Below are 25,908 nucleotides of genomic sequence, written 5' to 3'. Positions count from 1 at the left end.
GGACCCGGTTGTTCCATAGGCTGAGCCGAGATGCCGCCACCGTTCGACCTGTACGGCGAGATGCCGCCTGCGAGCCCGGTGGTCCTGTCGGTGCCGCACGCGGGCCGCGACTATCCCGATGCGCTGTACGCGGCGCTGCGCGTGCCGGCCGCCGCGCTGACGGGGCTGGAGGATCGCTACGTCGACGCGATCGCGCTGGCGGCGCGCAGCGGCGAGGCGACGATCGTGCAGCGGATCGGCCGCGCGTGGATCGACCTGAACCGCGCGGAGCATGATCGTGATCCACGGCTCGACGACGGCGCGCAGGCGGGGCATCTCAGCACCAAGGTGCGCAGCGGCCTCGGCCTCGTTCCGCGCCGCACCTCCGCCGCGGGCGAGCTGTGGCGGCGCCGGCTACGCGCCGACGACGTGTCGGCGCGGATCGCCGATGCGCACCGTCCCTATCATGAGACGCTCGCACGGCTGCTCGCCGCGGCGAAGGCGCGTTTCGGCGTGGCCGTGCTGCTCGATCTCCATTCGATGCCGCCGATCGCCAACAGCGCGGCGCGGATCGTGACGGGCGATCGGTTTGGCCGGGCGGCGGCAGGCCGCTTCGTCCATCGCGTCGAGGCAGAGGTGGCAGCGGCCGGGCTGGGCCACGCGCTGAACGCCCCCTATGCCGGCGGGCATATCCTCGAGCGCCATGCCGCCCCTGCGGCCGGTGTCCACGCCGTCCAGCTGGAAATCGACCGCTCGCTCTACCTCGACGAAGCGTTCGATCGTCCCGGGCGCGGCGCGGCGCGGATCGTCGATCTCGTCCGGGCGATCATCGATGCGCTGGCCGACGAGGCGATGGCGCAACCCCGCGCGCTGGCTGCCGAATGAGCACAAAAAAACCACCCCGGGCAGTTGCCCGAGGTGGCCAAGGTTCAGGGAGGGGACACATCCAAGGATGTGCCATACGGTTCCGCGAAAGGGGGGACACGGAAGCCGTACAGCACTAACTTAGGAGGGCGGCATTTGGTTTCAAGCCCCCCTCGCGGGGACGAGAAAACGAGGCAGCTGGCGCGTCTAGCGGCGCAGCACAGGAGCCATCCGCGCGAGGATATTGTCGCGCAGGATGAGGTGATGGCGCAGCGCCGCCACGACGTGCAGAACCACCAGCGCGAGCATCAGCCAGCCGAGCAGTTCGTGCGCCTCATGCGCCGCGCCGCCGGTCGCGGTGGAGACCGGCAAATAGGGGATGTCGAACGTGCCGAACCAGTCGAGCGGGCGGCGCTTCTCGGTACCCGAGACCATTGCCCAGCCGCTGAGCGGCATCAGCAGCAGCAGCGCGTAGAGCGTCCAATGCGTCGCATGGGCGAGCCCCTTCTCCCACGCGGGCGTGTGCGCCGGCAGCGGCGGGGCGCGGTGTGCGAGCCGCCAGGCGAGGCGGCCAGCCGTCAGCGCAAGAACCGTGATCCCGATCGCCTTGTGACCGGGCATCAATGCGCCGAGCGCGGGGATCGCATCGTGCAGCAGGCCGACTGCGAGATTGACGATCGCCAGCAGCGCGATAATCCAGTGAAACGCGATGGCGACGCCCGAGTAGCGCTGATCCTGCGGCAGACGGGCCATCGCGTTTCCCCTGTGATCAGGCGTTGAGGTTCGGCTGCGGCATCTTGCCCGACGCCATCTGGCGGGCAAAGATGTCGCGCATCAGCGACAGCGAGAAGAGGTGCGCGTAGAGCAGGGGCAGCATGCCGCTCTTGCTCATCTTGCGCAGCTGGTCGCCGCGCAGATCCTGCAGCTTCTCCTCGTTCACCATCTGGAAGCCGCGATAGACGAACGGCTGCGGATTGCTGTCGTGCTGGATCGACACTTCGCCGTCCATCAACAGTTCGGCTTCGCGCAGCTCGGTCATGAACGCCGCGGTGCGCGCGCCGGCCTGCTCGAACTGCTCGTTGAAGGCGAGGATGTTCTTGGTCACCGCGCTCGGCTGGCCGTTCTCGAACAGTGGCTCGCCCTCGTCGAAGCGCCCGATCGTGTCCGACGTGGGATCGAAGCAGAGCGACAGCTCCTCCGCGTCGGGACGCAGGCGCGCGAGCATGTACGGATAGCGGCGGACGTAGGCGGGGACGTAGAAGTTCTCCTCGGTCAGCTTGCCCTCGGCATCGATGAAGACGTTGACGCCTTCGTTGAGGCCCATCAGCGCGATCGGGATGGCATCGTCGCCGGCGGAGAAGACGATCGGCATGAAACGCTGCGCCAGCGCGAACTCGTCGATTGTCACCGGGATGGCGTGCTGCGCGCCGAGGAACGGCGCCGAGGTCGCCGGGCGGATGCGGTAATCGGCGTGCAATTCGCTCGAGAGCGGTTCCAGCCCGTTGTAGAAGAGCGGGAGCGGTTGCTGCTGCGGCGCGGTGGCCATCTGTTCTCTCCAGAAATGTCGCATGGGCGACGCCGAGCCGCCCGGATGAACCGCGCCCTATTGATCCACCACGCGCGGTGCAAGCGGCACCAGCTTGCCGGGATTCATGATAGTCAGCGGATCGAGCGCCGATTTGATCGCGCGCAACGCAGCGATGCGCGTGGGGGACGACAGTCGTTCGAGCTCGTCGATCTTCATCTGTCCGATGCCGTGCTCGGCCGAGATCGAGCCGCCGACCGCAACGACGAGATCGTTGACGAAACGCGAGACGACGGGCGCTTCCTCGGCCAGCCAGCGGTCGCGATCGGCGCCGGCGGGCGCGCGGACGTGGAAGTGGACGTTGCCGTCGCCAAGATGGCCGAAGCCGCTGGCGCGCGTACCTGGGAAGCGCGCATCGCACGCCGCAGCGGCGTCCACCATGAAGCGCGGCATCGTCTCAACCGGCACCGAAATGTCGTGCTGCGCGGCGGGGCCGGTTGCGCGTTCGGCGTCCGAGATCGAGTCGCGGATGCGCCAGAATGCGTTTGCCTGACTCTCGCTAGCCGCCAGCGTTGCGTCGGCGACGAGGCCGTCCTCGATCGCCGGCCCGAGGACGCGCTCGATGAATGCTTCGGGGGGTTGCTCGTCGGCCGCGACCGCTTCGATCAGCACGTGCCACGGATGCGGCGTCGCGAGCGGCGTGCGGGTATCGGACACGTGGGCGAGCACCGCGTCGAGCGACTCGGCGGGAAGCAGCTCGAAGCTCTCGATCAGATCGCCGGCGGCTTCGAAGCGGCGCAGCAGAGCCAACGCATCGGTGGGCGAGGCAACCGCCGCCCAGGCCACTGCCCGTGCCCGGATCGCCGGCGCGAGGCGCAGCGTCGCCGCGGTGACGATGCCCAGCGTGCCCTCCGCGCCGATCAGCAGCTGCGTCAGATCATAGCCGCGATTATCCTTCTTGAGCGGCGACAGGCCGTCGTGCAGCGCGCCGTCCGGCAGCACCGCTTCGATCCCGGCGACCAGGCCGCGCATCGTGCCCCAGCGCAGCACCTGCGTGCCGCCGGCATTGGTCGATACCAGTCCGCCGATCGTCGCCGATCCGCGGGCGCCCAGCGTCAGCGGGAAGCGGCGACCGGCCGATAGAGCGGCGGCGTGCAGATCGGCGAGGATCACGCCGGCTTCGGCAACTGCCAGCCCGGCGTCCGCATCGAGCGCGCGGATCGCGTTAAGCCGGCGAAGCGACAGGAGGGCGGCGTCGCCGCTCGACGGCGGCGTCGCACCGCCCACCATCGATGTGTTGCCGCCCTGCGGCACCAGCGGAACGCCGCTGGCGGCCGCTGCGCGGACGATCGCCTGCACCTCGCTCACCGTTCCGGGCTGGAACATGATCGGTGCGCGGCCGTGCCAGCGCTTTCGCCAGTCGATCTCCCAGGGCGCGATCGTGTCTGGATCGGTGACGATCGCACGCGGTTGGACGATCGGGCGGAGCGCGTCGAGGAGGCTGGTTTGAGCTGGCGTCATGCCGCATGATCGCCGTAATTCATCCATGGTTCAAACAATTCGCGGCAACGGCACAATCAATCGATGACCCAGCGCCGTGCCCTTGTTCCGCTCGCGATCTGCGCGCCGCTGCTGATCTCGGCACACGAGCCGGCGGGGTTGAACGGCATTGAACTCGCGCAGATGATCTACCGCGAGCGGGTGGTGATCCGCATCCCGCAGCTTCCCGTACGACGCAGCGAGCCGGATGCGGAGGTGACGTGGCGCGAGCACAAGGCGCCCAAGTGCGTCGCCGCCGCGACGCTGGCGAGCGCGATGTTCTCGCGTGACGGCGATGTCGACCTGATCGTCACCGACGGTCGCCGCCTGCGCGCCAAGCTCGACGACGATTGCCCGACGCTTAATTTCTACAGCGGCTTTTACCTGAAGCGCGCCGGCGACGGGATGGTCTGCGCCAAGCGCGACGTGCTTCGATCGCGATCGGGCGCCCGCTGTAAGATCAGCCGGTTCAGGACGTTGACGGCAACGACGAAATAACACGACCGCGCTGTGTATAGCGGCGTTTTCCTTGACAATGGACGCGCAATCGCGTCTCGCGTCCAATGACGGGCGTGCGCTTCGCGCCCCTTTTTCAGGATCGCCATGAGCTTCGCCGACCTCGGCCTGTCAGAAGAACTTCTCCGCGCCGTCGGCGACACGGGCTATACCGACCCGACGCTGATCCAGGCTGCAGCGATCCCGAGCGTGCTGATGATGCGCGACATCATCGGCATCGCGCAGACGGGGACGGGCAAGACGGCGTCGTTCGTGCTGCCGATGATCGATATCCTGGCGCACGGTCGCGCCCGCGCGCTGATGCCGCGCAGCCTTATTCTTGAGCCGACACGCGAACTTGCGGCGCAGGTTGCAGAGAATTTCGAGATCTACGGCAAGTATCACAAACTGTCGATGGCGCTGCTGATCGGCGGCGTGCAGATGGGCGATCAGGTCAAGGCGCTGGAGCGCGGCGTCGACGTGCTGATCGCGACGCCCGGGCGGCTGATGGACCTGTTCGGGCGCGGCAAGATCCTGCTCAACGGCTGCAGCATGCTGGTGATCGACGAGGCGGATCGCATGCTCGACATGGGGTTCATCCCTGATATCGAGGAAATCTGCACGAAGCTGCCCAAGCAGCGGCAGACGCTGCTTTTTTCGGCGACGATGCCGCCGCCGATCAAGAAGCTGGCGGACAAGTTCCTGTCCAATCCCAAGACGATCGAGGTCGCGCGGCCGGCGAGCACCAATACCAACATTACACAGTGGCTGGTGCCGGTTAAGGGCTCGGCCTTCCAGAAGCGCGATACGCTGCGGCGACTGCTGAAATCCGAGGGCGTCGCCAACGCGATCATCTTCTGCAACCGCAAGACGACGGTGCGCGAGCTCAACAAGAGTTTGAAGAAGCACGGTTTCGCCGCCGGCGAAATCCACGGCGACATGGAGCAATCGGCGCGGATCGCCGAGCTCGACCGGTTCAAGTCGGGCGACATCAACATTCTGGTGGCGTCCGACGTCGCCGCGCGCGGGCTCGACATCAAGGGCGTCAGCCACGTCTTCAACTTCGATGCGCCGTGGCATCCGGACGATTACGTGCATCGCATCGGCCGGACGGGACGCGCGGGGGCGACGGGTACGTCCTATACGTTCGTCGGGCCCGAAGACGCCGAGAACATCCAGAACATCGAGAAACTTACCGGGCAAACCATCGCCAAGTTCGAGGTTCCGGCGGCCGACGAGGCGAGCGCAGAGACGCCGCGCGAGCGACCCGGTCGTACGCGCTCGAGGCCGTCGGCGGACGCGCTGGCAACGCCAGCCGCCGAAAAGGAACCAGCTGCTCGCGACAGTGCGGATGACCGGCGTGACGATCCGGCGGGTCGCGGGCGCGGAGGCCGAGCAGACGGCAGCCGCCAAGAGCAGGCGGGCCGCGGTCGCGACGACCAGACCGGCCAACAGCGTTACGCGTCGCAGCGCCGCCACGAGCGCGACGAGGGGCCGGACGACGGGTGGAACGGCCCGGTGCCGGCGTTCCTGAGCGCAACGATCGGCGGCTGACGTGCCCGCGTTGCGCTACCGGATCGCCGGGCGCGCGATGCGATGGTGGTCGAAAGTCCGACGTCCGCGCACATTCGTGGCGCGGGCGATCCTGATCGATCCCGCGGGGCGCGTCGCGCTGGTCCGGCACCATTATATCGATGGCTGGTATCTGCCGGGCGGCGGCGTCGCCAAGCGCGAGAGTGCAGCAGCAGCGATCCGCCGCGAACTTCGCGAGGAAGTGGGGCTGGGCGACGTGCGGTTAGTGCGCGTACTTGGTGTCTATCATAATACGGCACAGAGCAAGGATGACCATGTCGTTGTCTTCGTTGCCGAAACCGACATGCCAGAGGCGCTGATCGCGGCCGATCGGCGCGAGATCGCCGAGGTCGCATGGGTTACCGTCGAAGCGCTGCCGGAGGATACGTCACCGGCGACGCGGCGGCGGATCGCGGAGTATCGGGCGGGTGATCAGGGGTTCGGCGCGTGGTAATGCCAAGCGTCGAGACGCCGTGCATCGGCATCTGCCGGCTCGATGACGAGGGTGAAATGTGCCTCGGCTGCTACCGGACGCTGGACGAGATCGGAGCGTGGCGCGACGCCGACGAGGCGCGTCGCAGGTTGATCATCGAGCGAGCAGCGGGGCGGCGGGGGCGAGCAGTCGGCGAGGAACACTGACCTTCGGGCCGGGCAAAATCTGGCGAAAAGTGAGGGGTTCGGAGGGCTTTTGGTGGGGTCTTCGGGGGGGTTGCGGTGAGGGTCAGATGGCTTTGACGGGCTGACCGACCTCGAGCGCCTCACCGCGCGTGACGATCACCTTGTCGCCGAGCTTGACCGCCGCGAACAGCTTTTTGGCGAAGGGTAGCGGCACGCCGATGCAGCCGTGCGTCATATAGCCGTCTGCGACTTCGCTGGCGTGGATCGAAATGCCGTCGTTGGTGAGCCGCAGCATGTATGGCATCGGCGCATGGTAGATGTTGGAGACGTGATCGGCGTCCTTCTGCGTGATCGGATAGACGCCGAGCGGGGTCGGTTTGGCGTCGGCGCCGAACAGCACGGCGGCGGCGCCGATCTCGTGCCCGTCGCGAAAGACGCTGAGTACCTGCGCCGCGAGATCGACGGTAATGACGATCGTGCCCTTCGCCGGGGCCGCGCTCTCATCCCAGTGATGGTCGCCCATCTTCATCGGGCCTTCGATCGGGAGGACCGACCTGATCGTGTAGGATGCGGGCAGCGGCGCGGGCGCGACGGGCTTCGCGGCGGTCGCGGCCGGCGCGACCGTCGTCGGCACGTCCTGGCTGGCGAGGACGCGGGGGCCGGGCGGTGGGCGGGTGGAGGCGAAGGCGACCGATCCCGCGGCGACCGCGAACGACAGAAGCACGAGGCGAGTCGGCGACAGCATGGCGAAGCAATAGCCGATGCCGGATTGCCGGCACCTGACGCGATAAGGTTAACGCTACGGTTAGGTCATCGTGTTCGGACGACGCCTCGCGATGCCGCTTATCCGATGATCGTTAGACGCCGATAATCCTGAAGCGCGAATACGATCCGAATGGGGGCGGCGTCTCACCGGGGCCTGCGCGGCGATCTGCGCCTGGCCAGCCGCGCCGGCGCGCGATCCTGCGAGCCGATCCCGGTGAGCAACCTCTTTTCCGGTTGGGCGCCGGTTCCATTGTTCGGCGGGCGCGTCAGGCGCCGGCGGCGCTGAGGCGGTCGAGCTGATCGGGTGTCAGGTTCAGCGTCATCGCGGGCATCAGTTCCTCGACCTGCGCCGCGCTGGTGGCGCTGGCGATCGGGGCGGTGACGCCGTCCTGCGCGATTAGCCAGGCGAGTGCGATCTGCGCGAGGCTGGCGCCGGTTTCCGCGGCGACGCCGTCCATCGCGTCGAGCACGGCCTTACCGCGACCCTGAAGAAGATCACCCATGCGCCCGCCGCGCACGCTCTTCGACAGATCGCCCTCGCTGCGGTACTTGCCGGTGAGGAAGCCCGAGGCGAGCCCATAATAGGGCACGACGCCAACATTTTGTTCGACGCAATAATCCTGCAGTTCGCCCTCGAACTTGGTGCGGCTGACGAGATTGTATTCTGGCTGCAGTGCATCGAAGCGCGGCAGTCCGGCGGCGCGCGCCGCCTCGTTCGCGGACTTCAGCCGCGCAGCGTGGAAATTGGACGCGCCGAGGACGCGGACCTTGCCCGCCTTTACCAGCGCGGCGAACGCCTCGAGCACCGCTTCCTGCGGCGTCGCCTCGTCATCCTGATGCGCGAAATAGAGATCGATGCGATCGGTGCCCAGACGCTGCAACGAGGCGTCGCACGCGGCGGCGATGCGGGCGGGGGCGAGCTTCTCGCCACCCTCGCCGGGCAGCATGCCGACCTTGGTCGCGATCAGCACGTCGTCGCGCTTGGCCGAGGTACGCAGCCACTCGCCGATCATTGTCTCCGATTCGCCGCCCTTGTGGCCAGGCACCCATGCCGAATAGACGTCCGCGGTATCGATCATCGTGCCGCCGCCGGCGACGAAGGCGTCGAGCACGGCGAAGCTGGCGTCGCGATCCGCCGTCCAGCCGAAGACGTTGCCGCCCAGCACGAGCGGGGCGATCTGGAGATCGGACGAGCCGAGCCGGCGCTTGTTCATCGGGCGGGGGTATCCTCGATCGCATTGTCGAGCGCGATGCTGTTGGCATCGAGCATCGCGGCGGCATCGTTGAGCTGCTGTTCCTCGTCGGCGCTGATCGCGCCGGGCGCGTCTGGCTCCAACGAGCAGGCGGCGAGCAGGAGGAGCGCGGCAAGCGCCCCTCCCGTCACGTGGCGCATCAGTTCTTCAGCGCGTTGCCGGCGTCGGTCAGCGCCTCGCCCGTTTCCTGCGCCGCGCGGTCGGCCGAATTGTCGATCGCCGCGCCGGCACGATCCGCGCCGCCTTCGATCCGGGCGCCGGCATTGTCGAGCGTCGCTTCGGCCGAGCCGAGTGCGCGATCGGTCGCGGCCTCGACGTCGTTGACCGCGTTCGAAGTGGTGGCACTGACGTCCGCACCCACGGCATTGGCGGCGTCCGCCGTCTCGTTCTGGGCGTTCTGGCTGCACGCGGCGAGCGCGGCGGCGGCGACGAGCGTGGCGGCGGTGGCGAAGAACTTCATACCGAAAACTCCCTGTCGTTTGACGAACGCCGGCACTGCCGACGACGACGGGACTAACGTGGCGCAGGTATTTTCGCTCCGCAACGAAACTTTGCTGGTCCACACGGCAGCGCACAACGATGCGCGTTTGACGACATATAAAGATATCTTTATATCTTTTAGCCGTGACCAACGCGCTCGAGACCTTCCGTGCCCTGGCCGATTCGTCGCGGCTTCGCATCCTGCAGCTGCTGCGGACGATGGAGCTATCGGTCGGCGAGCTGGCGCTGGTGCTGGGGCAAAGCCAGCCGCGCGTCAGCCGGCACGTCAAGATCCTGTGCGATGCGGGGCTCGCCGAGCGGCGTAAGGAGGGCAGCTGGGTGTTCGTGGCGCTGGGCGCGGCGCGGCTGGTGGCGCCGGTGCTCGCGGCGATCGATGCGTGGGACGAGGATGCGGGCGAAGGCGCGACCGACGCCGCCCGGCTCGCCGCGGTGCGTGCCGACCGGGCGGCGAGCGCGCTGCAATGGTTCGAGGCGAATGCCGGCGAGTGGGACGCGATCCGATCGTTGCACATCGCCGAGAGCGACGTAGAACGCGCGATGCAGGCGATGCTGGGCGACGCGCCGCTCGGCCGGCTGGTGGATATCGGCACGGGCACGGGGCGGATGATCGAGCTGTTCGCGCCGCGTGCGCGCACGGCGCTCGGCATCGATCGCAGTTCGGAAATGCTGCGGCTGGCGCGCGCCAAGATTGGCGAGCAGGGGCTGGGCAATGCCGAGCTGCGCCAGGCGGACCTCTATTCGCTGCCGCTGGGCGACGGTGCGGCGGACGTCGCGATCGTCCATCACGTGCTGCATTATGCGCAGCAGCCGGGCGCGGCGATCGTCGAGGCGGCGCGCGTGCTGGCGCCGGGCGGGCGGCTGCTGATCGCGGACTTCGCGCCGCACGATCGCGAGGAGCTGCGCTCGCGCGATGCGCATACCCGGCTCGGCTTCTCCGACGGGCAGATCGCCGGCTGGTTCGAGGCTGCGGGGCTCGACGTCGCGCAGGTCGAGACGCTGGAAGGCGGCGAATTGACGGTGAAGATCTGGCTCGGCCGCAAGGCCGGCGCCGCATTGCATGAGGTGAAGGCGGCATGACGCTATCGATCAATCAGCTCGAGGAGGCGCGCCGCGCGCTCGACGCGCCGCTCTACGCCGACGTGGCGGGCGACATCGAGGTGAGCTTCGAATTCTTCCCGCCCAAGAGCGAGAAGATGGAAGCGACGCTGTGGGACTCGATCGCGACGCTGGCGCCGTTGGGGCCACGTTTCGTCTCGGTGACCTATGGCGCGGGCGGATCGACGCGCGAGCGGACGCACGCGACGGTGGCGCGGATCGCACGCGAGACCGATATTCCGGCGGCGGCGCACCTCACTTGCGTCGAGGCGACACGGGCGGAGATCGACGCGGTCGCGAACGAATATTGGGCGGCCGGCGTGCGGCATATCGTGGCGCTGCGCGGCGATCCGCCGCGCGCCGGCGAGCGCTACGCTGCGCATCCCGGCGGATACGAGAATGCCGCTGCGCTGGTCGAGGGACTGCGCCGGCTGCACCCGTTCGAGATCTCGGTCGCCTGCTATCCCGAGAGCCATCCCGATTCGGGCGACCCGGCGGCGGACCTCGACAATCTGAAGCGCAAGATGGATGCGGGCGCGACGCGCGCGATTAGCCAGTTCTTCTTCTCGCCCGACACCTTCTTCCGCTATCGCGACGCCGTCGCGGCGGCGGGGATCGACGCCGAGATCGTGCCGGGGATCATGCCGGTGACGAACTTCGCGGCGGTGACGCGCATGTCCAAGATGTGCGGCACCGATGTGCCGGCGTGGATGGAGCGGCTGTTCGCGGGGCTCGACGATCTGCCCGAGGCGCGGCAGCTGGTGGCGGCGACGCTGACCGCCGAGCTGTGCCGCAAGCTCTATGCCGGCGGGGTGAAGCAGTTCCACTTCTACACGCTCAACCGCGCCGAGCTGAGCTTCGCGATCTGCCATCTGCTGGGCGTGCGGGCGCGGCCCGCCGCGCGGGCGGAGGCGGCGTGATGGCTGTGCGCGAGACGTTCCACGCCGAGGCGGCGAAGCGTATCCTGATCACCGACGGCGCGTTTGGCACCGAGATCCAGAACTGGAAGCTGTCGGAGGCGGACTATGCCGGGACGCTCGGGCTTGGCCATGACCAGAAGGGCAACAACGACATTTTGGCGCTGACCGCGCCGCACGTGCCCGAGGCGATCCACCGCGCGTATTTCGCGGCGGGCGCCGATATCGCCGAGACCAACACCTTCTCCGCCAACCGCATCAGCCAGGCCGATTACGGCGCCGAGCATCTGGTGTGCGCGATCAACGTCGAGAGCGCGAAGCTGGCGCGGCGCATCGCCGACGAGTTCGAGGCCAAGGACGGACGGCCGCGCTTCGTTGCTGGAGCGGTGGGGCCGACCAACAAAACGCTGTCGCTGTCCCCCGACGTCAACGATCCGGGCTATCGCGAGATCGATTTCGACCAGCTGAAGGACGTGTACCGCGAGCAGATTGATGCGCTGGTCGAGGGCGGCGCGGATTTCATCCTAATCGAAACGGTGTTCGACACGCTCAACGCCAAGGCGGGCGTAATGGCGGCGATCGAGGCGGGCGATGCGCTGGGGCGCGACCTGCCGATCATGCTATCGATGACGCTGACTGACCTGTCGGGGCGCAACCTCTCCGGGCATACGGTGGAGGCGTTCTGGCACGCGATCCGCCATGCCCGTCCGCTGACGATCGGGCTCAACTGCTCGTTCGGGGCGGAGCAGCTGCGGCCGCACGTCAAGACGCTGAGCGAGATCTGCGACGCGCTGATCATGGTCTATCCCAATGCCGGGCTGCCCAACGAACTGGGCGCGTACGACGAGGCGCCCGCGACGACCGCGGGGCTGGTACACGAATGGGCCGCGGCGGGGCAGGTCAACGTGCTGGGCGGGTGCTGCGGATCGACCCCGGCGCATATCGCCGCGATCGCCCAGGCGGTGGCGGACGTCCCGCCGCGGCGGCTGCCGACGCCGCCGGTGCGTACGCGGCTCGCCGGGCTCGAACCGTTCTCGATGGCGGCGGCCTGACGCTTTCTCCCGCGCGTGCCGAAATAGGCGCGCCGATCTGACGACCCCGCGCGCGGGGCGACGCTAGGACATGTCGTGACGCAATCCTCCTCCTCCACCTTCGTCAACGTCGGCGAGCGGACCAACGTCACCGGATCGGCGGCGTTCAAGAAGCTGATCATGGCGGGCGACTATACCCGCGCGGTCGAGGTCGCGCGCCAGCAGGTGGAGAATGGCGCGCAGGTGATCGACGTCAACATGGACGAGGGGCTGCTCGACGCGCACCACGCCATGACGACGTTCCTGAAGCTGATCACCGCCGAGCCCGATATCGCGCGCGTGCCGGTGATGATCGACAGTTCCAAATGGGACGTGATCGAGGCGGGGCTGAAGTGCGTATCGGGCAAGCCGATCGTCAATTCGATCAGCATGAAGGAGGGCGAGGAGGAATTTCTCGACCGCGCGCGCAAGTGTATGAATTATGGCGCCGCCGCGGTGATCATGGCGTTCGACGAGGTCGGGCAGGCGGATACCAGGGACCGCAAGGTCGAGATCTGCGAACGCGCGTACAAGCTGCTGACCGGGATCGGCTTCCCGCCCGAGGACATCATCTTCGATCCCAACGTGTTCGCCGTGGCGACGGGGATCGAGGAGCACAACAATTACGGCGTCGACTTCATCGAGGCGACGCGTGAGATCAAGGCGCGCTGCCCGCACGTCCATATCTCGGGCGGGTTATCGAACCTGTCATTCAGCTTCCGCGGCAACGAGACGGTGCGCCGCGCGATGCACTCGGTGTTCCTCTACCATGCGATCCCCGCGGGGATGGACATGGCGATCGTCAACGCCGGGCAGCTCGACGTGTACGACACGATCGATCCCGAGCTGCGCACTGCGTGCGAGGATGTGATCCTCAACCGCGATCCCGAGGCTGGCGACCGGCTGGTGGCGCTCGCCGAGCGCTTCCGCGGCACCGATGCGGTGGCGGAGAAGCAGGCCGCCGAGTGGCGATCGTGGGACGTGGTGAAGCGGATCGAGCACGCGCTGGTCAAGGGCATCGACGCGCACGTCGTCGAGGATACCGAAGAGGCGCGAACCGACATCTTCGCGCGCGGCGGGCGGCCGATCGAGGTGATCGAAGGCCCGCTGATGGACGGGATGAACGTCGTCGGCGACCTGTTCGGCAGCGGCAAGATGTTCCTGCCGCAGGTAGTGAAATCGGCGCGCGTGATGAAGAAGGCCGTTGCGCACCTGCTGCCATTCATCGAGGCGGAGAAGGCGGCGGGCGGATCGGATTCGAAGGCCAAGGGCCGCGTGATCATGGCGACCGTGAAGGGCGACGTGCACGATATCGGCAAGAACATCGTCGGTGTCGTCCTGCAGTGCAACGGCTTCGAGGTGATCGATCTCGGCGTGATGGTGCCGTGGACCAAGATCCTTCAAGCCGCGAACGAGAACGACGCCGACATGATCGGGCTCAGCGGGCTCATCACCCCCAGCCTCGACGAGATGGTGACGGTGGGCGAGGAGATGCAGCGTGCGGGCATGACGATGCCGCTGCTGATCGGCGGGGCGACGACATCCAAGGTGCATACCGCGCTGCGCATCGCACCGGCGTACGAGGGCCCGGTGGTGCACGTGCTCGACGCGAGCCGCGCGGTGGGCGTGGCGACCGCGCTCGTCTCCGAGACGCAGCGCGACCCGTATGTGACCAAGGTGGCGGACGAATATGCCGCCGTGCGCGCGGCGCGCGAGGGAAAGGGGCAGAACGACCTGCTCCCGCTGGAGCGCGCGCGTGCCAACGGCTTCGTCGCCGACATGGCGCTGAAGCCCGCCGCGCCGAGCCGGCCGGGCGTGCACGTGTTCGACGACTGGGACCTCGCCGACCTGCGCGACTATATCGACTGGACGCCGTTCTTCCGCGCGTGGGAGCTCGCCGGCAACTTCCCCGCGATCCTCGACGACGCGGTGGTGGGGGAGAGCGCGCGCGCGTTGTACGCCGATGCGCAGGCGATGCTCGACCGGATCGTGAACGAGAAGTGGCTGACCGCGCGCGGCGTCGCCGGGCTGTGGCCATGTCATCGCCACGACGACGACGTGTGGGTCTATACCGCGCATAGCGAGAGCCATCGCAGCCCCGACGGCGCGAGCATTCCCGACGGGTTCCGCATCCCCGACCTCGACCGGCGCGACGAGCGCACGGTGCGGCTGCCGTTCCTGCGCCAGCAGATCGCCAAGCGCGAGGGGCGGCCCAACATGTGCCTCGCCGACTTCATCGACCCCAAGGGCGACTGGATCGGCGGCTTCGCGGTGGGCATTCACGGGATCGAGCCGCACCTGGAGCGCTTCCGCGCGGCGATCGACGATTATTCGGACATCCTGCTCAAAGCGCTGGCGGACCGCTTCGCCGAGGCGATGGCCGAGGCGATGCACCGCAAGGTGCGGACCGAATTGTGGGGCTATGCCCCCGACGAGCAGCTGACCAACGAGGCGCTGATCCGCGAGCAATATCGCGGCATCCGCCCCGCGCCGGGCTATCCCGCGTGCCCCGAGCACAGCCTGAAGACGATCCTGTTCGAGATGCTCGATGCCGAGGCGCGGACCGGGATCACGCTGACCGAGAGCTATGCGATGCTGCCGACCGCGGCGGTGAGCGGCTTTTACTTCGGGCATCCGCAGGCGGAATATTTCGGCGTCGCGCGGATCGGCGAGGATCAGGTGGCGGACTATGCGCGGCGGCGCGGGGTGGACGCCGAGACGGCGAAGCGACGGCTGCGGCCGAACCTCGACTGAGCCGACCCGCCGCCCCGGCGATGCTCCGGGGCGGGGTGGCTTTTGCGATCAGACCACGCCGGTGCCGCCGTTGGCGCCGAACACGCTGCCGCTGGTGAAGCTGGTCGTCGGATCGGCGAGCGCGACCCAGATCGCGCCGAATTCGGCGGGCTGGCCGGCGCGGCCGAGCGGCGTATCCTGCCCGAACTCGCCCATCTTGCCGGGAAGCTGCCCGCCGGCGACCTGCAGCGGCGTCCATACCGGGCCGGGCGCGACGCCGTTGACGCGGATGCCGCGCGACCCGAGCTGCTTGGCGAGCCCCTTGGTAAAGATCAGCTGCGCGCCCTTCGTCGTCGCATAGTCGAGCAGCTCCTCGCCCGGATTGTACGAATTGACCGACAGCGTGTTGATGATCGTCGCACCCGGCTTGAGCAGCGGCACCGCCGCCTTGCAGATGTGGAACATCGCATAGACGTTGGTCTTCATCGTGCGATCGAACTGTTCGGGGGTGATCTCGTCGATCGACGCCTTCGACTGCTGGTACGCGGCGTTGTTGACGACGATGTCGAGCCCGCCGAGCTCGCGATTGGCGCGCGTGACGAGATCGGCGCAGAATTTGGCGTTGGTGAGATCGCCGGGAATGAGGACGATCTTGCGCCCCTCCGCGCGCAGCAGCTTGGCGATATCCTGCGCGTCGGGCTCCTCGGTCGGGAAATAGTTGATCGCGACGTCGGCGCCCTCGCGCGCGAAGGCGATCACGGCGGCGCGGCCGATCCCGCTGTCGCCCCCCGTCACCAGCGCCTTCATGCCCTGCAGCCGGCCCGAGCCGCGATAGCTGCGCTCGCCGCAATCGGGGACGGGCTGCATGTCGCGCTGAAGCGCGGGCCATTTCTGGCGCTGCTCGGGGAACGGCTGGCTGGTGTAGGCGGTCTTTGGATCGGGCGTCGGGCGGCGCGCGGGCTGCGCGAGGACGGGGGCGGCGGCGAGGCCGGCGCCGGCGACGGCGCTGCCCTTCAGAACGTCTCGGCGGCTGGCATCGGTCATGCGGCAATTCCTGGAATCGGTGTGAGAAGGGAACGAGTGAAGGACGTGGCAGGCGTCAGATCGTGGTCAGTAAGGCGGGGCGACGTAGCGCCGCGCTGATCGGCGTTGCTCGGTATCGGCGCGTGGGCTGTCGGCGCGGCCGTGCGGTAGGGCAGGCGCATCTGCGGCGCGTCGGGCGTCACGCGACCTTCCGGAAGTGGCGGCCAAGCGGGCGATCATTTTCCCATGGGCTGTAGCTGCCCCAGCCGGTCCAGATCGTGCCACGGCGGTTGGATAGCGAGAAAAGCCGTTCGCCGGGGCGATAGACGGCGACACCATATTTGTTGCGCAGCGCGCCGTCGCCAAAGCTCGCGAAGTTGATGTCCAGCACGCCGGCGCGGGGAACGGCAGTGCAGCGGATCGTCTCATCGGTCTGATAGCCGCGCGCGGTGATGCGGCAGCCGCCCGCGCCGAGACCTAGATCATAGGTGACGACGACGCCCGATCCACCAGCGGTGCGCCCGCCGTTCCAGACGTAGCGATAGTCGCCCCACCAGGCGCGCGGCGTGGCGGGACTTGGCTGCGCTGCCGCAGGTACCGCGCAGGCGAGCGCAACGAGAAGAGGTCCGGCAACCGACCGCCGCATCCGCAATCCTTTCGGATTGCTGAACGAGGCTGGTGGCGCATCGTTGCGGCGCGCACGCCGCGAGAGCGGTTATTTGCGGCGGGCGGTTGCGGTGAGGCGCGAGACGAGCGCGGCGTTACGCAGCGCCTGGCGCGACAGGCTGGCGAGATCGACCCATTCGCCGACCGCGTGCGCGCCGCCGCCCGCCGCGCCGAGCCCGCCCATCGTGACCGCATCGGCGGCGACGAAGCTCGAATCCGCGGCGCCGCGCTTCGCCGGATCCATCTCCGCCATCTCGGGCAGGCCGAGCTCTCGGTTGACGGCGTTTAGCTCGGCCATCAGCGCGCGGTTGGCGGCGGTGGGGGGCATCGAGGGATAGCCCTCGAAGAAGCGGATCGACGCATCGGTGCCGGGCAAATGCTTGGCGACGATTGCCGTCATCGCCGCCTGGACGCGTGCGTCCTGCTCGGGCGTCAGGCTGCGCAGGTCGCCGCGCGCGACGGATCTGGCGGGGATGACGTTGGTCTTGCCCTCCGCGCGGCCCTTGACGCCAACGTCGTCGAGCGCGGCGGGGGTGCCGCCGACGAGCACCCCGACGTTGAAGGTGAGGTTTGGCTCGGGCAGCGTGCGGCGGAACTCGTCGAGGATGCGCGCCATTTCGTACGTTGCGCCATAGCCGAGCGAGGCGTTGAAGATGCCGCTCGAATGGCCGGTGCGGCCGGTGGCGACGATCTCCCAATTGGTCGAGCTGCGCCGCGCCGTGGTGGCGAGTTCGCGGCCCGCGTCGGTCGCGACATTTTCGTATTCGAGCGCGACGTCGGCCCATTTGCCGGCTTCGACGAGATCGCGGCGCGCGGCGCCGAGCGGCGTGCCGGTCTTCTCCTCGTCGCCGGTGAGGACGACCTTGATGTCGGCACCCTTGAGCGTACCAGCAGCCTGCATCGCGCGCAGCGCGGCGACGATGACGACGAGCCCGCCCTTGTCATCGCCCACGCCGGGGCCGGTGACCTTGCTGCCCTCGCGCGACCAGCCGGTGAAGCCGCTGTCGGGCTCGAACACGGTATCGAGATGGCTGATCATCAGCACGCGCTGGCCACGGCCGTTGCCAGTGTGCGTCGCGACGATGTGACCGGCACGGCCCGTTGCCGCCATGTCGACCCATTCGACCCGGAAGCCGAGCGGTTCGAGCTCGGTGCGCATCATCTCGCCCACCGCCTTGACCCCGGCGAGGTTGAGGCTGCCGGAGTTCTGACGGACGAGCTTCTCGAGCAGCGCCTCGTGCCGCGGCACCTCTGCGGCGATCGCGGCCCGCATCTTCGCCTGCGCGGCGGTGGGGGCGGCGGGGGCCGGGGTGGCAGCGAGTGCGAGCGGAACGGCGAAGAGCAGGAGGCGGTGCATGCGCGCGAGGCTATCAGCCGATCGTTGCGGCGGCCAGCGGGGGTGGCCAGCGGGGGTGGCCAGCGGGTGCGGCGGTGGGCCGGGATGGCGATTGGCGGCGCGGCTGGGGTGCGGCCCCGGCGGGCCGCGCGGGTGCGGACAAGATGGCGCGATTGTTAGAAATCGTTGCCTTGCCGATTGCGTTGAACGCACGCGGTCTGCCATCGGTTGACGTGGTGCCGCGCCCGTCCTGCGCGGTACCGGCGAGCTGGCGCAAAAGCCGGCCGCCCTGCAGGAGGCAAACCATGTCCATCTTCTTCGCCGGGCTGCTGCTCGGCACCCCGATGATCGATCACCACCGCGTCGAGATCGACCACGGCGGCCACCGCGTCGAGGTGACCTATCGCAGCGACGCCGCGCTCGCGCATCGCCAGATCGGCGCGGCGGGCGCACCCGGCCGCCCCGCGACGCTGCGCTGCGCGTGGACCGCGAAACTCACCGTAGAGCGCGAGGCGCGCAGCAGCGCGGGCCACGTGCTGAAGCGCGCGATCGCCAGCGAGACGCCGATCAGCGGCACGCGCCCGGGCTGGTGCGACACGCAGCGCGGCGCGATCGCGCAGGAGGTGGCGATGCGCAGCAGCGAGATGCGCGAGCATCTGCTGGCGGTCGCGGCGGAGGATCGCGGCGCGCTCGCGCTCGAGCTAGATCGCGTTCACGCGCCGGCGTGCGGCTGAGATGCAGGTTGCAAATATATTGGTAGCCGCCGCCGCGACGATCGCGGCGGCGGTGCCGATGGCGGCGACGGGACAGGTGTCGCTCGGCGCGAGCGTCGAGGCATCGACCGACGAGCGGCGGCGCGGGATCAGCTGGAGCGACGGAGACCTTGCACCCGCGGCGAGCGTGCGCGCGGGGCTGCCGGCAGGGTTCGACCTTGGCGTGCGCCTCACCGGCACGCGCGGCGACCCGCGCCACGGCGGGGCGGACGCGGTGGCGGACGTGACGAGCGGCTTCGGTGGCGACATCGGCAGCGGGCTGCGGCTCGACGGGTTCGTGACGGGGCATCTGTTCGTCGGCGCGGCCGAGCGGCTCGATTACGTCGAGGGCGGGCTGGGTGCGAGCTACCTGCTGGGGCCGGCGGAGATCGGCGTCGACGCGCGTTACGCCCCCGATCAGGCGGCGATCGGCGGCGACAATCTGTGGGTCGGCGCACGCGCGCGGGTCGGGGTGCCGGCGACGCCGTTCACGCTGCACGGCGGCGTCGGCCACTCGTCGGGCTCGGTCGACGATCCGCGCCGCGCAGCGCGGCTGCGGCCGGGGGGCAGCTACGCCGACTGGTCGCTCGGCGTCGACCATATCACCGGGCCGCTGACGATCGGCGTTGTCTATACCGGCACCGACATCGCGCGCGACCGGCTGGTGGCGTCACGGTTCGCGGGGGCGCGGCACGTGGGCGACAAAGTGACGGCGCGGGTGGCGGTGACGTTTTAGAATCTGTGCGGGGCGGGGGCTGCTGTTTCGGCTGACCCCGGCGCCGACGCAGTTTCGAGCGGTTGGGCTGCGGGACGCCCGCGGCGAAGCGGATCGATCATGCGTGCGGTTGATACTGGCTTCGCCAACAGCGAGGAGTGGCGCTCGGGGTGGCCGTATTGGGAGGAAAGCTGCCACACAGCGATTATAGGGCGCGGCCTACGCTGAGTGCTGCATGGACAATGGTAAGCGTTGAGCGCGACACCAAGTTGCGGTTGTGTCAGGCCCAGCCATGGCGCGTCGCCAGTCGGAATAGCCTTTGCCACTTCCAATGCTTCCATCGATTTTTTTGATACGGATGCTGATTTGACCGGCGACCAAGTTCATATACTGCGCTCGCCACCGCTCATTCGCGAGTGTCTCAAGGAGGTGTGCGCGTAAACTAGCGTCGAGCGGAATTGCTGATGCGAGCATTTGAAACGCGCCTTCCTGTTCATTCTCTTTCTCATTTGCTGCTCGCAATTGAGCAAGAGAACGATAAGCGGAGGAGAGATTTTCTCTTTCGGCTGGTGCAAGATGTGATGTCACTTGCTCCGTTAGAACACTTTGCCAGATAGTATCGGTCCAAGGTCTGACAGGATGCCGGAAGGTGATTGGACCAAATCTACTGGGGAATACCGGCGCCTTGTTCAGGCGGTCGGTCGACGAAAGAACCCGACTTTGCAGCTGTTCGATTTGCGTGATTAAACACGGCGTCACTTCTATCCGCTCGGCTGCTTGGAAGTAGGCGTCTTGCAGTTCCGATCTTAAGGCTTCACGAGCATAATTCGCCTTATCCTGCCAGTGAAAGTTCTCCACTACTTGCTCAGCGCCCAAGGCGATGAGGACGCCCATGACGATAATCCCTACCTCCCCGAAGAACTCGCGCCAGCCGTGCAAAGGCTTGGGAGGGTGGACGCGCATGAATAGAATCCCCGTTTTTGATTCGCTAGCACATCGTCGAAAGTCCGCAATTGGGCGTAAGAGGACGCTTTGCGTGAGAAGTCTGTACCGATCGGGCAAGAGGCGGGCTTTGGCGCAGGACTCGGCTTGCGCGCATCGTGATGAAGAGGAGGCGCCCGGCTTTCACCGGACGCCTTTCTCTTAAACCACACCGCGGCGAAGCCGCGTCGTCGATCCTCGCTGTAGCGGGGTCGGCCGGCGTTCGCGGTCGTGCGGGTCGCTTGCGCTACCCGCATGCCGCTCACGCGCTGTAGTACATGTCGTATTCGACTGGGCTTGGCGTCATTTCCCAGCGGGCGACTTCGGCCCACTTGAGTTCGACATAGGCCTCGATCTGGTCCTTGGTGAACACGTCGCCCTTCAGCAGGAAATCGTGGTCGGCGAGCAGGCTTTCCAGCGCCTCGCGCAGGCTGGCGCAGACGGTGGGGACCTCGGCGAGTTCGGCCGGGGGCAGATCGTAGAGGTTCTTGTCCATCGCCTCGCCGGGATGGATGCGGTTCTGGATGCCGTCGAGGCCGGCCATCAGCAGCGCGGCATAGGCGAGGTACGGGTTCGCCATCGCATCGGGGAAACGCACCTCGACGCGCTTCGACTTCGGGCCGGTGCCGTAGGGGATGCGGCACGAGGCCGAGCGGTTGCGCGCCGAATAGGCGAGCAGCACCGGCGCCTCATAGCCCGGCACCAGCCGCTTGTAGCTGTTGGTAGTGGGGTTGGTGAAGGCGTTGATCGCCTTGGCATGCTTGATGATGCCGCCGATGAAATAGAGGCACGTCTCGGAGAGGCCGGCATAGCCGTTGCCGGCGAACAGCGGCGTCTTGCCTTCCCAGATCGAGAAGTGGGTGTGCATGCCCGAGCCGTTATCCTCCTTGATCGGCTTGGGCATAAAGGTCGCCGACTTGCCATAGGCATGCGCGACCTGGTGCACGACATACTTGTAGATCTGCATGCGATCGGCGGTGGTGGTCAGCGTGCCGAAGGTGAGGCCGAGCTCGTGCTGCGCGGCGGCGACCTCGTGGTGGTGCTTGTCGCACGGCAGGCCCATTTCGAGCATGGTGGTGACCATCTCGCCGCGGATGTCGACCGCGCTGTCGACCGGCGCGACGGGGAAATAGCCGCCCTTGGCGCGCGGACGGTGCGCGAGGTTGCCGCCCTCATATTCGCGGCCGGTGTTGGTCGGCAGCTCGATATCGTCGATCTTGAAGTACGACTGGTTGTACGACGTGTCGAAGCGCACGTCGTCGAACATGAAGAATTCGGCTTCGGGGCCGACGTAGACCGTGTCACCGATCCCGGTCGACTTGACGTATGCCTCGGCGCGCTTCGCGGTGGTGCGCGGATCGCGGGCATAGCCCTCGCCGGTCGACGGCTCGACGATGTCGCAGAACACGATCAGCATCGGGGTGGCCGAGAAGGGATCGGTGTAGACGGCGTCGAGATCCGGCTTGAGGATCATGTCGCTCTCGTTGATCGCCTTCCAGCCCTCGATCGACGAGCCGTCGAACATGAGGCCGTCGGTCCACTCGTCCTCGCCCATCACCGACGAGACCATGGTTAGGTGCTGCCACTTACCCTTGGGATCGGTGAAGCGCAGGTCGACCCACTCGATCTCCTCGTCCTTGATCTTCTTGATGATGTCGTTGGCGGTGGTGGCCATGTCTATTCTCTTCCTTGCGGTTACGCCGCCGACTGAACGATCGGCGGTCGTGATGACGGGGCGGCTGGGGAGCACCCGGCGGTGGATCAGATCGCGTCGTCGTTACGCTCGCCGGTGCGGATGCGCAGCGCGGTCTCGACCGGGATGACGAAGATCTTGCCGTCGCCGATCCGGCCGGTCTGCGCCGCCTGCGCGATCGCCTCCACGACGCGATCGACGAGGCCGTCCTCGACGACGACCTCGAGCTTCACCTTGGGGAGGAAATCGACGACATATTCGGCGCCGCGATAGAGCTCGGTATGGCCCTTCTGGCGGCCGAACCCCTTCGCCTCGGTGACGGTGATGCCCGACACGCCGACTTCGTGGAGCGCTTCCTTCACTTCATCGAGCTTGAACGGCTTGATGATCGCTTCGATCTTCTTCACGCGGCAACGCCCACCCTGGTTAGAACCCTCGCCCCGACATCTGTGGCTTGCATCGAACGTGCCAGCCGCGCGCGCGCGAGGCAAGGTGGAGACTCGCCGGCGCGGCGGGTTAACGAGTGCCTAACAATCGGGCACTGCCACGCCGGATGCATAGCAAAAGGGCATACCCCGCGCGCCCAAGAGCACCCCCCGAGCATACTAGGGGGTGCGGGGGTTTCAGCGGACGCCGGTCGGCACGGGTGACTTCTGTGCCGCCGGGGCGGGGGCGACCGTTTTGGTACTGGCGAGGTTCTTCTGCGCCCAATGCGCCTCGTCGATCACGTAGAGGCGGATGAGCTGCGCTTGCTCGGGCGTGAGCACGCGCGCGAAGCTGACCATGCCCTTGTCCTTGAGCATCCCGTCGATCAGGATCGCCTTCCACGTATCGGCATCCGCCAGCGTGCCCGAACGCTGAAGGTTGGGCAGCACGCCGCCGCCGCCGGCGCTGGCGCCGTGACAGACTTGGCAGTAGCGGCCGAACAGCGCCTGGCCTTGCGCCACCTGCTGCGGCGTCGCGGTGTTGGCGGGGAGGGTGACGGGGGTCGAATCCTGCGGCTGCGTGCCGGGCAGCTGGACGGTGCCGCCGAGCTTGAAGACGAGCAGGCGCGGCACGTTGGGCACGTCGCGCGCCTTGCCGATCGCATAGCCGATCGACAGCGGCAGCGCGCCGCCGCGCCCGGCGAGCACCGCGACATATTGTTCGTTGCCGATCATGAAGGTCGACGCGCCCGCCATGATGCCGGTGCCGACGGGGTAGGAGAACACCTGCTTGCCGGTATCGGCGGTGTAGGCGCGCAATTCGCCCAATGCCGTACCCTGGAAGACGAGGTTGCCCGCGGTGGTCATCGTGCCGCCGTTCCACGGCGTCGGATAATCGACCGTCCAGCGCGCCTTGTTGGCGACGGGATCCCACGCCACCAGCCGCCCGGTGGCGCCGGCGATCGCGGCCTTCACCGCCGCGGGATCGCGCGGATACATCGCATTGCCGAGATCCTGGCCGACGTTGAAGCCGATCGGCTTCGCGGCATCGAGCGGCGACGACGGGTTGAGATACGCCGAGCCGACGATCTGCGCCGGAATATAGGCGAGCCCGGCCTTGGGATTGAAGCTCATCGGCTGCCAATTGTGCGCGGCAATCGCGCTCGGCACCGCGACGAACGGCTTGCCCGTCTTGTAGAAGCGCGAGGCGGGATTCTCGATCGGGCGGCCGGTCTTCATGTCATAGCCCGTCGCCCAGTTGACGCCGGGGATGAACTGGCCGGCGTTGACGAGCTTTCCGTTGGTGCGATCGACGACGTAGAAGAAACCGTTCTTGGGCGCCTGCATCAGCACGCGCCGCTGCTGCCCGCCGATGATGAGCGTGGCGAGGTTGATCGGTTGCGTCGCAGTGAAGTCCCACGTCTCGCCGGGCGTTTCCTGATAATGCCAGACGTATTGGCCGGTGTCGGGCTTCAGCGCGACGATCGACGAGAGGAAGAGGTTGTCGCCCTGACCCTCGCTGCGCAGCCCGTGGTTCCAAGGCGAGCCGTTGCCGACGCCGAGATAGAGCTGGTCGAGTTCGGCATCGTAGACGATCGAATCCCACACGGTGCCGCCGCCGCCCGATTGCTTCCACTGGCCGTTCTTCGACCAGGTGGGGGCGACCTTGGCCATCGCCGCGTCGCTCGCCTCGCCGTCCTTCGCGCCGGTGGGGTTGGGGACGGTGTAGAAGCGCCACTTCTTCGCGCCTGTCGCGGCATCATAGGCGGTGACGTAGCCGCGCACGCCGAACTCGGCGCCGCCGTTGCCGATCATCACCATGTCCTTCACCACGCGCGGCGCGCCGGTGATTGTGTAGGGCTTCGAATTGTCGGTGGTCTGGATCGACCAGTCCTGCTTGCCCGTCGCGGCATCGAGCGCGATCAGCCGGCCGTCGATCGTGCCGAGGTAGAGCCGCCCCTTCCACGCCGCGACACCGCGGTTGACGACGTCGCAGCACGCCTGGACGCCCTTTTCCTTGTTCACGCCGGGATCGAATTCCCAGAGCTTCTGCCCGGTGCCTGCGTCGTAGGCGAACACCTTCGACCACGGCCCGGTGACGAACAGCTTGCCATCGATGACGATCGGGGTGGCTTCTTGGCCGCGCGCGTCGGGCATGTCGGCATACCAGGCAAGGCCGAGCTGGCCGACGTTGCCGGCGTTGATCTGCGTCAGCGGCGAGTAGCGCTGTTCCTGGTAATTATACCCCGTCATCGCCCAGTCGCGGCCGTCGCCGCCGCTGGTGAGCAGGGCGGCGTTCACGCGGCCGGCGCCGGTAGTGCCGCTGCGATCGGCGGCGGCGGTATCGTTGGTGGCCGCCGTGTTGCACGACGTGAGCGCCAGTGCCGCGGCCAGCGCGTATCGAAGCTGCATTTCCCTCTCCCCGCCCCTGTGCCGGAGCCTCGGGCGGAGAGACTGACGCAGGTTGGCGCGGAAGGGAAGGGGGTGCGCGCGCCGACATATGCGGCGCAGCGGCGCGGATCAGGCGTAGGGCGGCTTGTGCATCCCAGCGGGCGAGGTGGTGAAGACTTCGCAGCCATCCTCGGTGATGCCGATCGAGTGTTCGAACTGCGCCGAAAGCGAGCGATCGCGCGTCACCGCCGTCCAGCCATCGTCGAGCAGCTTCACGTCCGGGCGGCCGATGTTGATCATCGGTTCGATCGTGAAGATCATGCCGGGTTTGAGCTCGGGACCCGTGCCCGGGCGGCCGACGTGGACGACCTCGGGCGCATCGTGAAACAGCCGGCCGAGGCCATGGCCGCAGAAATCGCGCACCACGCCGTAGCGATGCGCCTCGGCATGGCGCTGGATCGCGTGCGCGACGTCGCCCAGATGCGCGCCGGGCCGGGCATGTTCGATGCCGATCATCAGGCATTCGTAGGTGACGTCGACCAGCCGGCGTGCCTTCAGCGGCACGTCGCCGATGAGGTACATGCGCGACGAATCGCCGTGCCACCCATCGACGATCGGCGTGACATCGACGTTGACGATATCGCCCGATTTCAGCGTCTTCTCGCTCGGGATCCCATGGCACACGACGTGGTTGATCGAGATGCAGCTGCTGTGCGTATAGCCACGATAGCCAAGCGTCGCGGGGACGCCGCCGTTGGCGAGCACGAAATCATAGATCAGCCGGTCGATCTCCGCCGTCGTCACGCCGGGCACCATGCGCGGTGCGATCATGTCGAGCGTTTCGGCGGCAAGCCGGCCGGCGGCGTGCATCCCGGCAAAGGCATCGGGGCCGTGGAGCTTGATGGCGCCGGTGCGCCCGAGCGGTGCGTCGCTGGTGACGGTGACGTAATCGGTCATGCCCGCCGATATAGCGTGACGAGCGGCGATTTGCGAGGCTATG

26 protein-coding genes are annotated in these 25,908 nt (G+C 67.6%); 11 read left to right on the top strand and 15 right to left on the bottom strand.

What is annotated here, in order from left to right:
• Nucleotides 1-30 precede the first annotated feature (30 nt).
• On the top strand, nucleotides 31-864 hold the full coding sequence (locus F1C10_RS08440) for an N-formylglutamate amidohydrolase (protein WP_185205392.1): 834 nt from the start codon (nucleotides 31-33) through the stop codon (nucleotides 862-864).
• A 186-nt stretch (nucleotides 865-1,050) separates the two neighbouring features.
• Here F1C10_RS08440 and F1C10_RS08435 read toward each other — a convergent pair whose 3' ends face one another.
• From F1C10_RS08435 to F1C10_RS08425, 3 genes are read right to left on the bottom strand one after another with little or no spacing between them, the layout of a single operon-like run.
• Nucleotides 1,051-1,596, bottom strand: a complete 546-nt coding sequence (locus F1C10_RS08435; protein ID WP_185205391.1) for a cytochrome b — start codon at nucleotides 1,594-1,596, stop codon at nucleotides 1,051-1,053.
• 16 nt (nucleotides 1,597-1,612) lie between these two features.
• Nucleotides 1,613-2,389, bottom strand: coding sequence for a SapC family protein (locus F1C10_RS08430; RefSeq protein ID WP_185205390.1), 777 nt, complete (start codon nucleotides 2,387-2,389; stop codon nucleotides 1,613-1,615).
• Nucleotides 2,390-2,446: 57 nt separating this feature from the next.
• The gene (locus F1C10_RS08425; protein WP_185205389.1) at nucleotides 2,447-3,889 is read right to left on the bottom strand and encodes an FAD-binding oxidoreductase; all 1,443 of its coding nucleotides are present in this window, start codon (nucleotides 3,887-3,889) and stop codon (nucleotides 2,447-2,449) included.
• A 63-nt stretch (nucleotides 3,890-3,952) separates the two neighbouring features.
• On the opposite strand from F1C10_RS08425, the gene F1C10_RS08420 reads away from it, so the two are divergent.
• From F1C10_RS08420 to F1C10_RS08405, 4 genes are all read left to right on the top strand, one after another.
• On the top strand, nucleotides 3,953-4,405 hold the full coding sequence (locus F1C10_RS08420; protein ID WP_185205388.1) for a hypothetical protein: 453 nt from the start codon (nucleotides 3,953-3,955) through the stop codon (nucleotides 4,403-4,405).
• 105 nt (nucleotides 4,406-4,510) lie between these two features.
• On the top strand, nucleotides 4,511-5,956 hold the full coding sequence (locus F1C10_RS08415; protein ID WP_185205387.1) for a DEAD/DEAH box helicase: 1,446 nt from the start codon (nucleotides 4,511-4,513) through the stop codon (nucleotides 5,954-5,956).
• 1 nt (nucleotide 5,957) lies between these two features.
• A complete protein-coding gene (locus tag F1C10_RS08410) occupies nucleotides 5,958-6,428 on the top strand; it encodes an NUDIX domain-containing protein (protein WP_219729726.1) in 471 nt (156 codons plus the stop codon).
• Nucleotides 6,428-6,613: a DUF1289 domain-containing protein gene (locus tag F1C10_RS08405; protein ID WP_185210151.1), complete on the top strand. Its 186-nt coding sequence runs from the start codon at nucleotides 6,428-6,430 to the stop codon at nucleotides 6,611-6,613. The genes F1C10_RS08410 and F1C10_RS08405 overlap by 1 nt, the downstream gene beginning before the upstream one ends.
• Before the next feature lie 82 nt (nucleotides 6,614-6,695).
• Here F1C10_RS08405 and F1C10_RS08400 read toward each other — a convergent pair whose 3' ends face one another.
• The 4 genes from F1C10_RS08400 to F1C10_RS08385 form a co-directional block, all read right to left on the bottom strand.
• Nucleotides 6,696-7,337: a L,D-transpeptidase family protein gene (locus F1C10_RS08400; protein ID WP_185205384.1), complete on the bottom strand. Its 642-nt coding sequence runs from the start codon at nucleotides 7,335-7,337 to the stop codon at nucleotides 6,696-6,698.
• Between the two features lie 286 nt (nucleotides 7,338-7,623).
• Nucleotides 7,624-8,571: an aldo/keto reductase gene (locus tag F1C10_RS08395; RefSeq protein WP_185205382.1), complete on the bottom strand. Its 948-nt coding sequence runs from the start codon at nucleotides 8,569-8,571 to the stop codon at nucleotides 7,624-7,626.
• The gene (locus F1C10_RS08390; RefSeq protein WP_185205380.1) at nucleotides 8,568-8,750 is read right to left on the bottom strand and encodes a hypothetical protein; all 183 of its coding nucleotides are present in this window, start codon (nucleotides 8,748-8,750) and stop codon (nucleotides 8,568-8,570) included. Before F1C10_RS08390 ends, F1C10_RS08395 begins: the two co-directional genes overlap by 4 nt.
• Nucleotides 8,750-9,070: a hypothetical protein gene (locus F1C10_RS08385; protein ID WP_085808651.1), complete on the bottom strand. Its 321-nt coding sequence runs from the start codon at nucleotides 9,068-9,070 to the stop codon at nucleotides 8,750-8,752. The genes F1C10_RS08390 and F1C10_RS08385 overlap by 1 nt, the downstream gene beginning before the upstream one ends.
• A 164-nt stretch (nucleotides 9,071-9,234) precedes the next feature.
• Between F1C10_RS08385 and F1C10_RS08380 the strand changes: the two genes are divergently transcribed.
• From F1C10_RS08380 to metH, 4 genes are all read left to right on the top strand, one after another.
• Complete coding sequence (locus F1C10_RS08380) at nucleotides 9,235-10,188, top strand: metalloregulator ArsR/SmtB family transcription factor (RefSeq protein ID WP_185205378.1); 954 nt, start codon at nucleotides 9,235-9,237, stop codon at nucleotides 10,186-10,188.
• Nucleotides 10,185-11,126: a methylenetetrahydrofolate reductase [NAD(P)H] gene (gene metF, locus F1C10_RS08375; RefSeq protein ID WP_185205376.1), complete on the top strand. Its 942-nt coding sequence runs from the start codon at nucleotides 10,185-10,187 to the stop codon at nucleotides 11,124-11,126. Before F1C10_RS08380 ends, metF begins: the two co-directional genes overlap by 4 nt.
• Nucleotides 11,126-12,175, top strand: coding sequence for a homocysteine S-methyltransferase family protein (locus F1C10_RS08370; RefSeq protein ID WP_185205374.1), 1,050 nt, complete (start codon nucleotides 11,126-11,128; stop codon nucleotides 12,173-12,175). Before metF ends, F1C10_RS08370 begins: the two co-directional genes overlap by 1 nt.
• A gap of 75 nt (nucleotides 12,176-12,250) precedes the next feature.
• A complete protein-coding gene (metH, locus tag F1C10_RS08365; RefSeq protein ID WP_185205372.1) occupies nucleotides 12,251-14,947 on the top strand; it encodes a methionine synthase in 2,697 nt (898 codons plus the stop codon).
• Nucleotides 14,948-14,995: 48 nt separating this feature from the next.
• On the opposite strand, the gene F1C10_RS08360 is transcribed toward metH, so the two are convergent.
• The 3 genes from F1C10_RS08360 to F1C10_RS08350 all read right to left on the bottom strand — a co-directional run bounded on the left by F1C10_RS08360 (nucleotide 14,996) and on the right by F1C10_RS08350 (nucleotide 17,972).
• Nucleotides 14,996-15,970, bottom strand: coding sequence for an SDR family oxidoreductase (locus tag F1C10_RS08360; protein WP_185205371.1), 975 nt, complete (start codon nucleotides 15,968-15,970; stop codon nucleotides 14,996-14,998).
• A 178-nt stretch (nucleotides 15,971-16,148) separates the two neighbouring features.
• The gene (locus F1C10_RS08355; protein ID WP_185205369.1) at nucleotides 16,149-16,595 is read right to left on the bottom strand and encodes a DUF5991 domain-containing protein; all 447 of its coding nucleotides are present in this window, start codon (nucleotides 16,593-16,595) and stop codon (nucleotides 16,149-16,151) included.
• 69 nt (nucleotides 16,596-16,664) lie between these two features.
• The gene (locus tag F1C10_RS08350) at nucleotides 16,665-17,972 is read right to left on the bottom strand and encodes a M20/M25/M40 family metallo-hydrolase (RefSeq protein WP_185205367.1); all 1,308 of its coding nucleotides are present in this window, start codon (nucleotides 17,970-17,972) and stop codon (nucleotides 16,665-16,667) included.
• A gap of 284 nt (nucleotides 17,973-18,256) precedes the next feature.
• On the opposite strand from F1C10_RS08350, the gene F1C10_RS08345 reads away from it, so the two are divergent.
• Nucleotides 18,257-18,685, top strand: coding sequence for a hypothetical protein (locus F1C10_RS08345; protein WP_185205365.1), 429 nt, complete (start codon nucleotides 18,257-18,259; stop codon nucleotides 18,683-18,685).
• 19 nt (nucleotides 18,686-18,704) lie between these two features.
• A complete protein-coding gene (locus tag F1C10_RS08340) occupies nucleotides 18,705-19,439 on the top strand; it encodes a TorF family putative porin (RefSeq protein ID WP_258042795.1) in 735 nt (244 codons plus the stop codon).
• Between the two features lie 198 nt (nucleotides 19,440-19,637).
• Here F1C10_RS08340 and F1C10_RS08335 read toward each other — a convergent pair whose 3' ends face one another.
• The 5 genes from F1C10_RS08335 to map all read right to left on the bottom strand — a co-directional run bounded on the left by F1C10_RS08335 (nucleotide 19,638) and on the right by map (nucleotide 25,865).
• Complete coding sequence (locus tag F1C10_RS08335; protein ID WP_185205362.1) at nucleotides 19,638-20,381, bottom strand: hypothetical protein; 744 nt, start codon at nucleotides 20,379-20,381, stop codon at nucleotides 19,638-19,640.
• Between the two features lie 280 nt (nucleotides 20,382-20,661).
• Entirely contained in the window at nucleotides 20,662-22,074 is a 1,413-nt protein-coding gene (glnA, locus tag F1C10_RS08330) for a type I glutamate--ammonia ligase (RefSeq protein ID WP_085808641.1), read from the bottom strand.
• 86 nt (nucleotides 22,075-22,160) lie between these two features.
• Complete coding sequence (locus F1C10_RS08325) at nucleotides 22,161-22,499, bottom strand: P-II family nitrogen regulator (RefSeq protein ID WP_066777324.1); 339 nt, start codon at nucleotides 22,497-22,499, stop codon at nucleotides 22,161-22,163.
• Between the two features lie 216 nt (nucleotides 22,500-22,715).
• Nucleotides 22,716-24,929 (bottom strand): PQQ-dependent dehydrogenase, methanol/ethanol family, encoded by a 2,214-nt coding sequence (locus F1C10_RS08320; protein ID WP_185205360.1) that lies wholly within the window; start codon nucleotides 24,927-24,929, stop codon nucleotides 22,716-22,718.
• A 108-nt stretch (nucleotides 24,930-25,037) separates the two neighbouring features.
• Nucleotides 25,038-25,865 carry a type I methionyl aminopeptidase gene (map, locus tag F1C10_RS08315; protein ID WP_185205358.1) on the bottom strand — a complete coding sequence of 276 codons (828 nt, stop codon included), beginning with the start codon at nucleotides 25,863-25,865 and terminating at the stop codon, nucleotides 25,038-25,040.
• Between the last annotated feature and the right edge of the window lie 43 nt (nucleotides 25,866-25,908).

The sequence above is a fragment of the Sphingomonas sp. NBWT7 genome (assembly GCF_014217605.1).
In the GTDB taxonomy this organism is placed as follows: domain Bacteria; phylum Pseudomonadota; class Alphaproteobacteria; order Sphingomonadales; family Sphingomonadaceae; genus Sphingomonas.
Note: the sequence above shows the minus strand (reverse complement) of the source record. Positions and strands in the feature narration are given on the sequence as shown.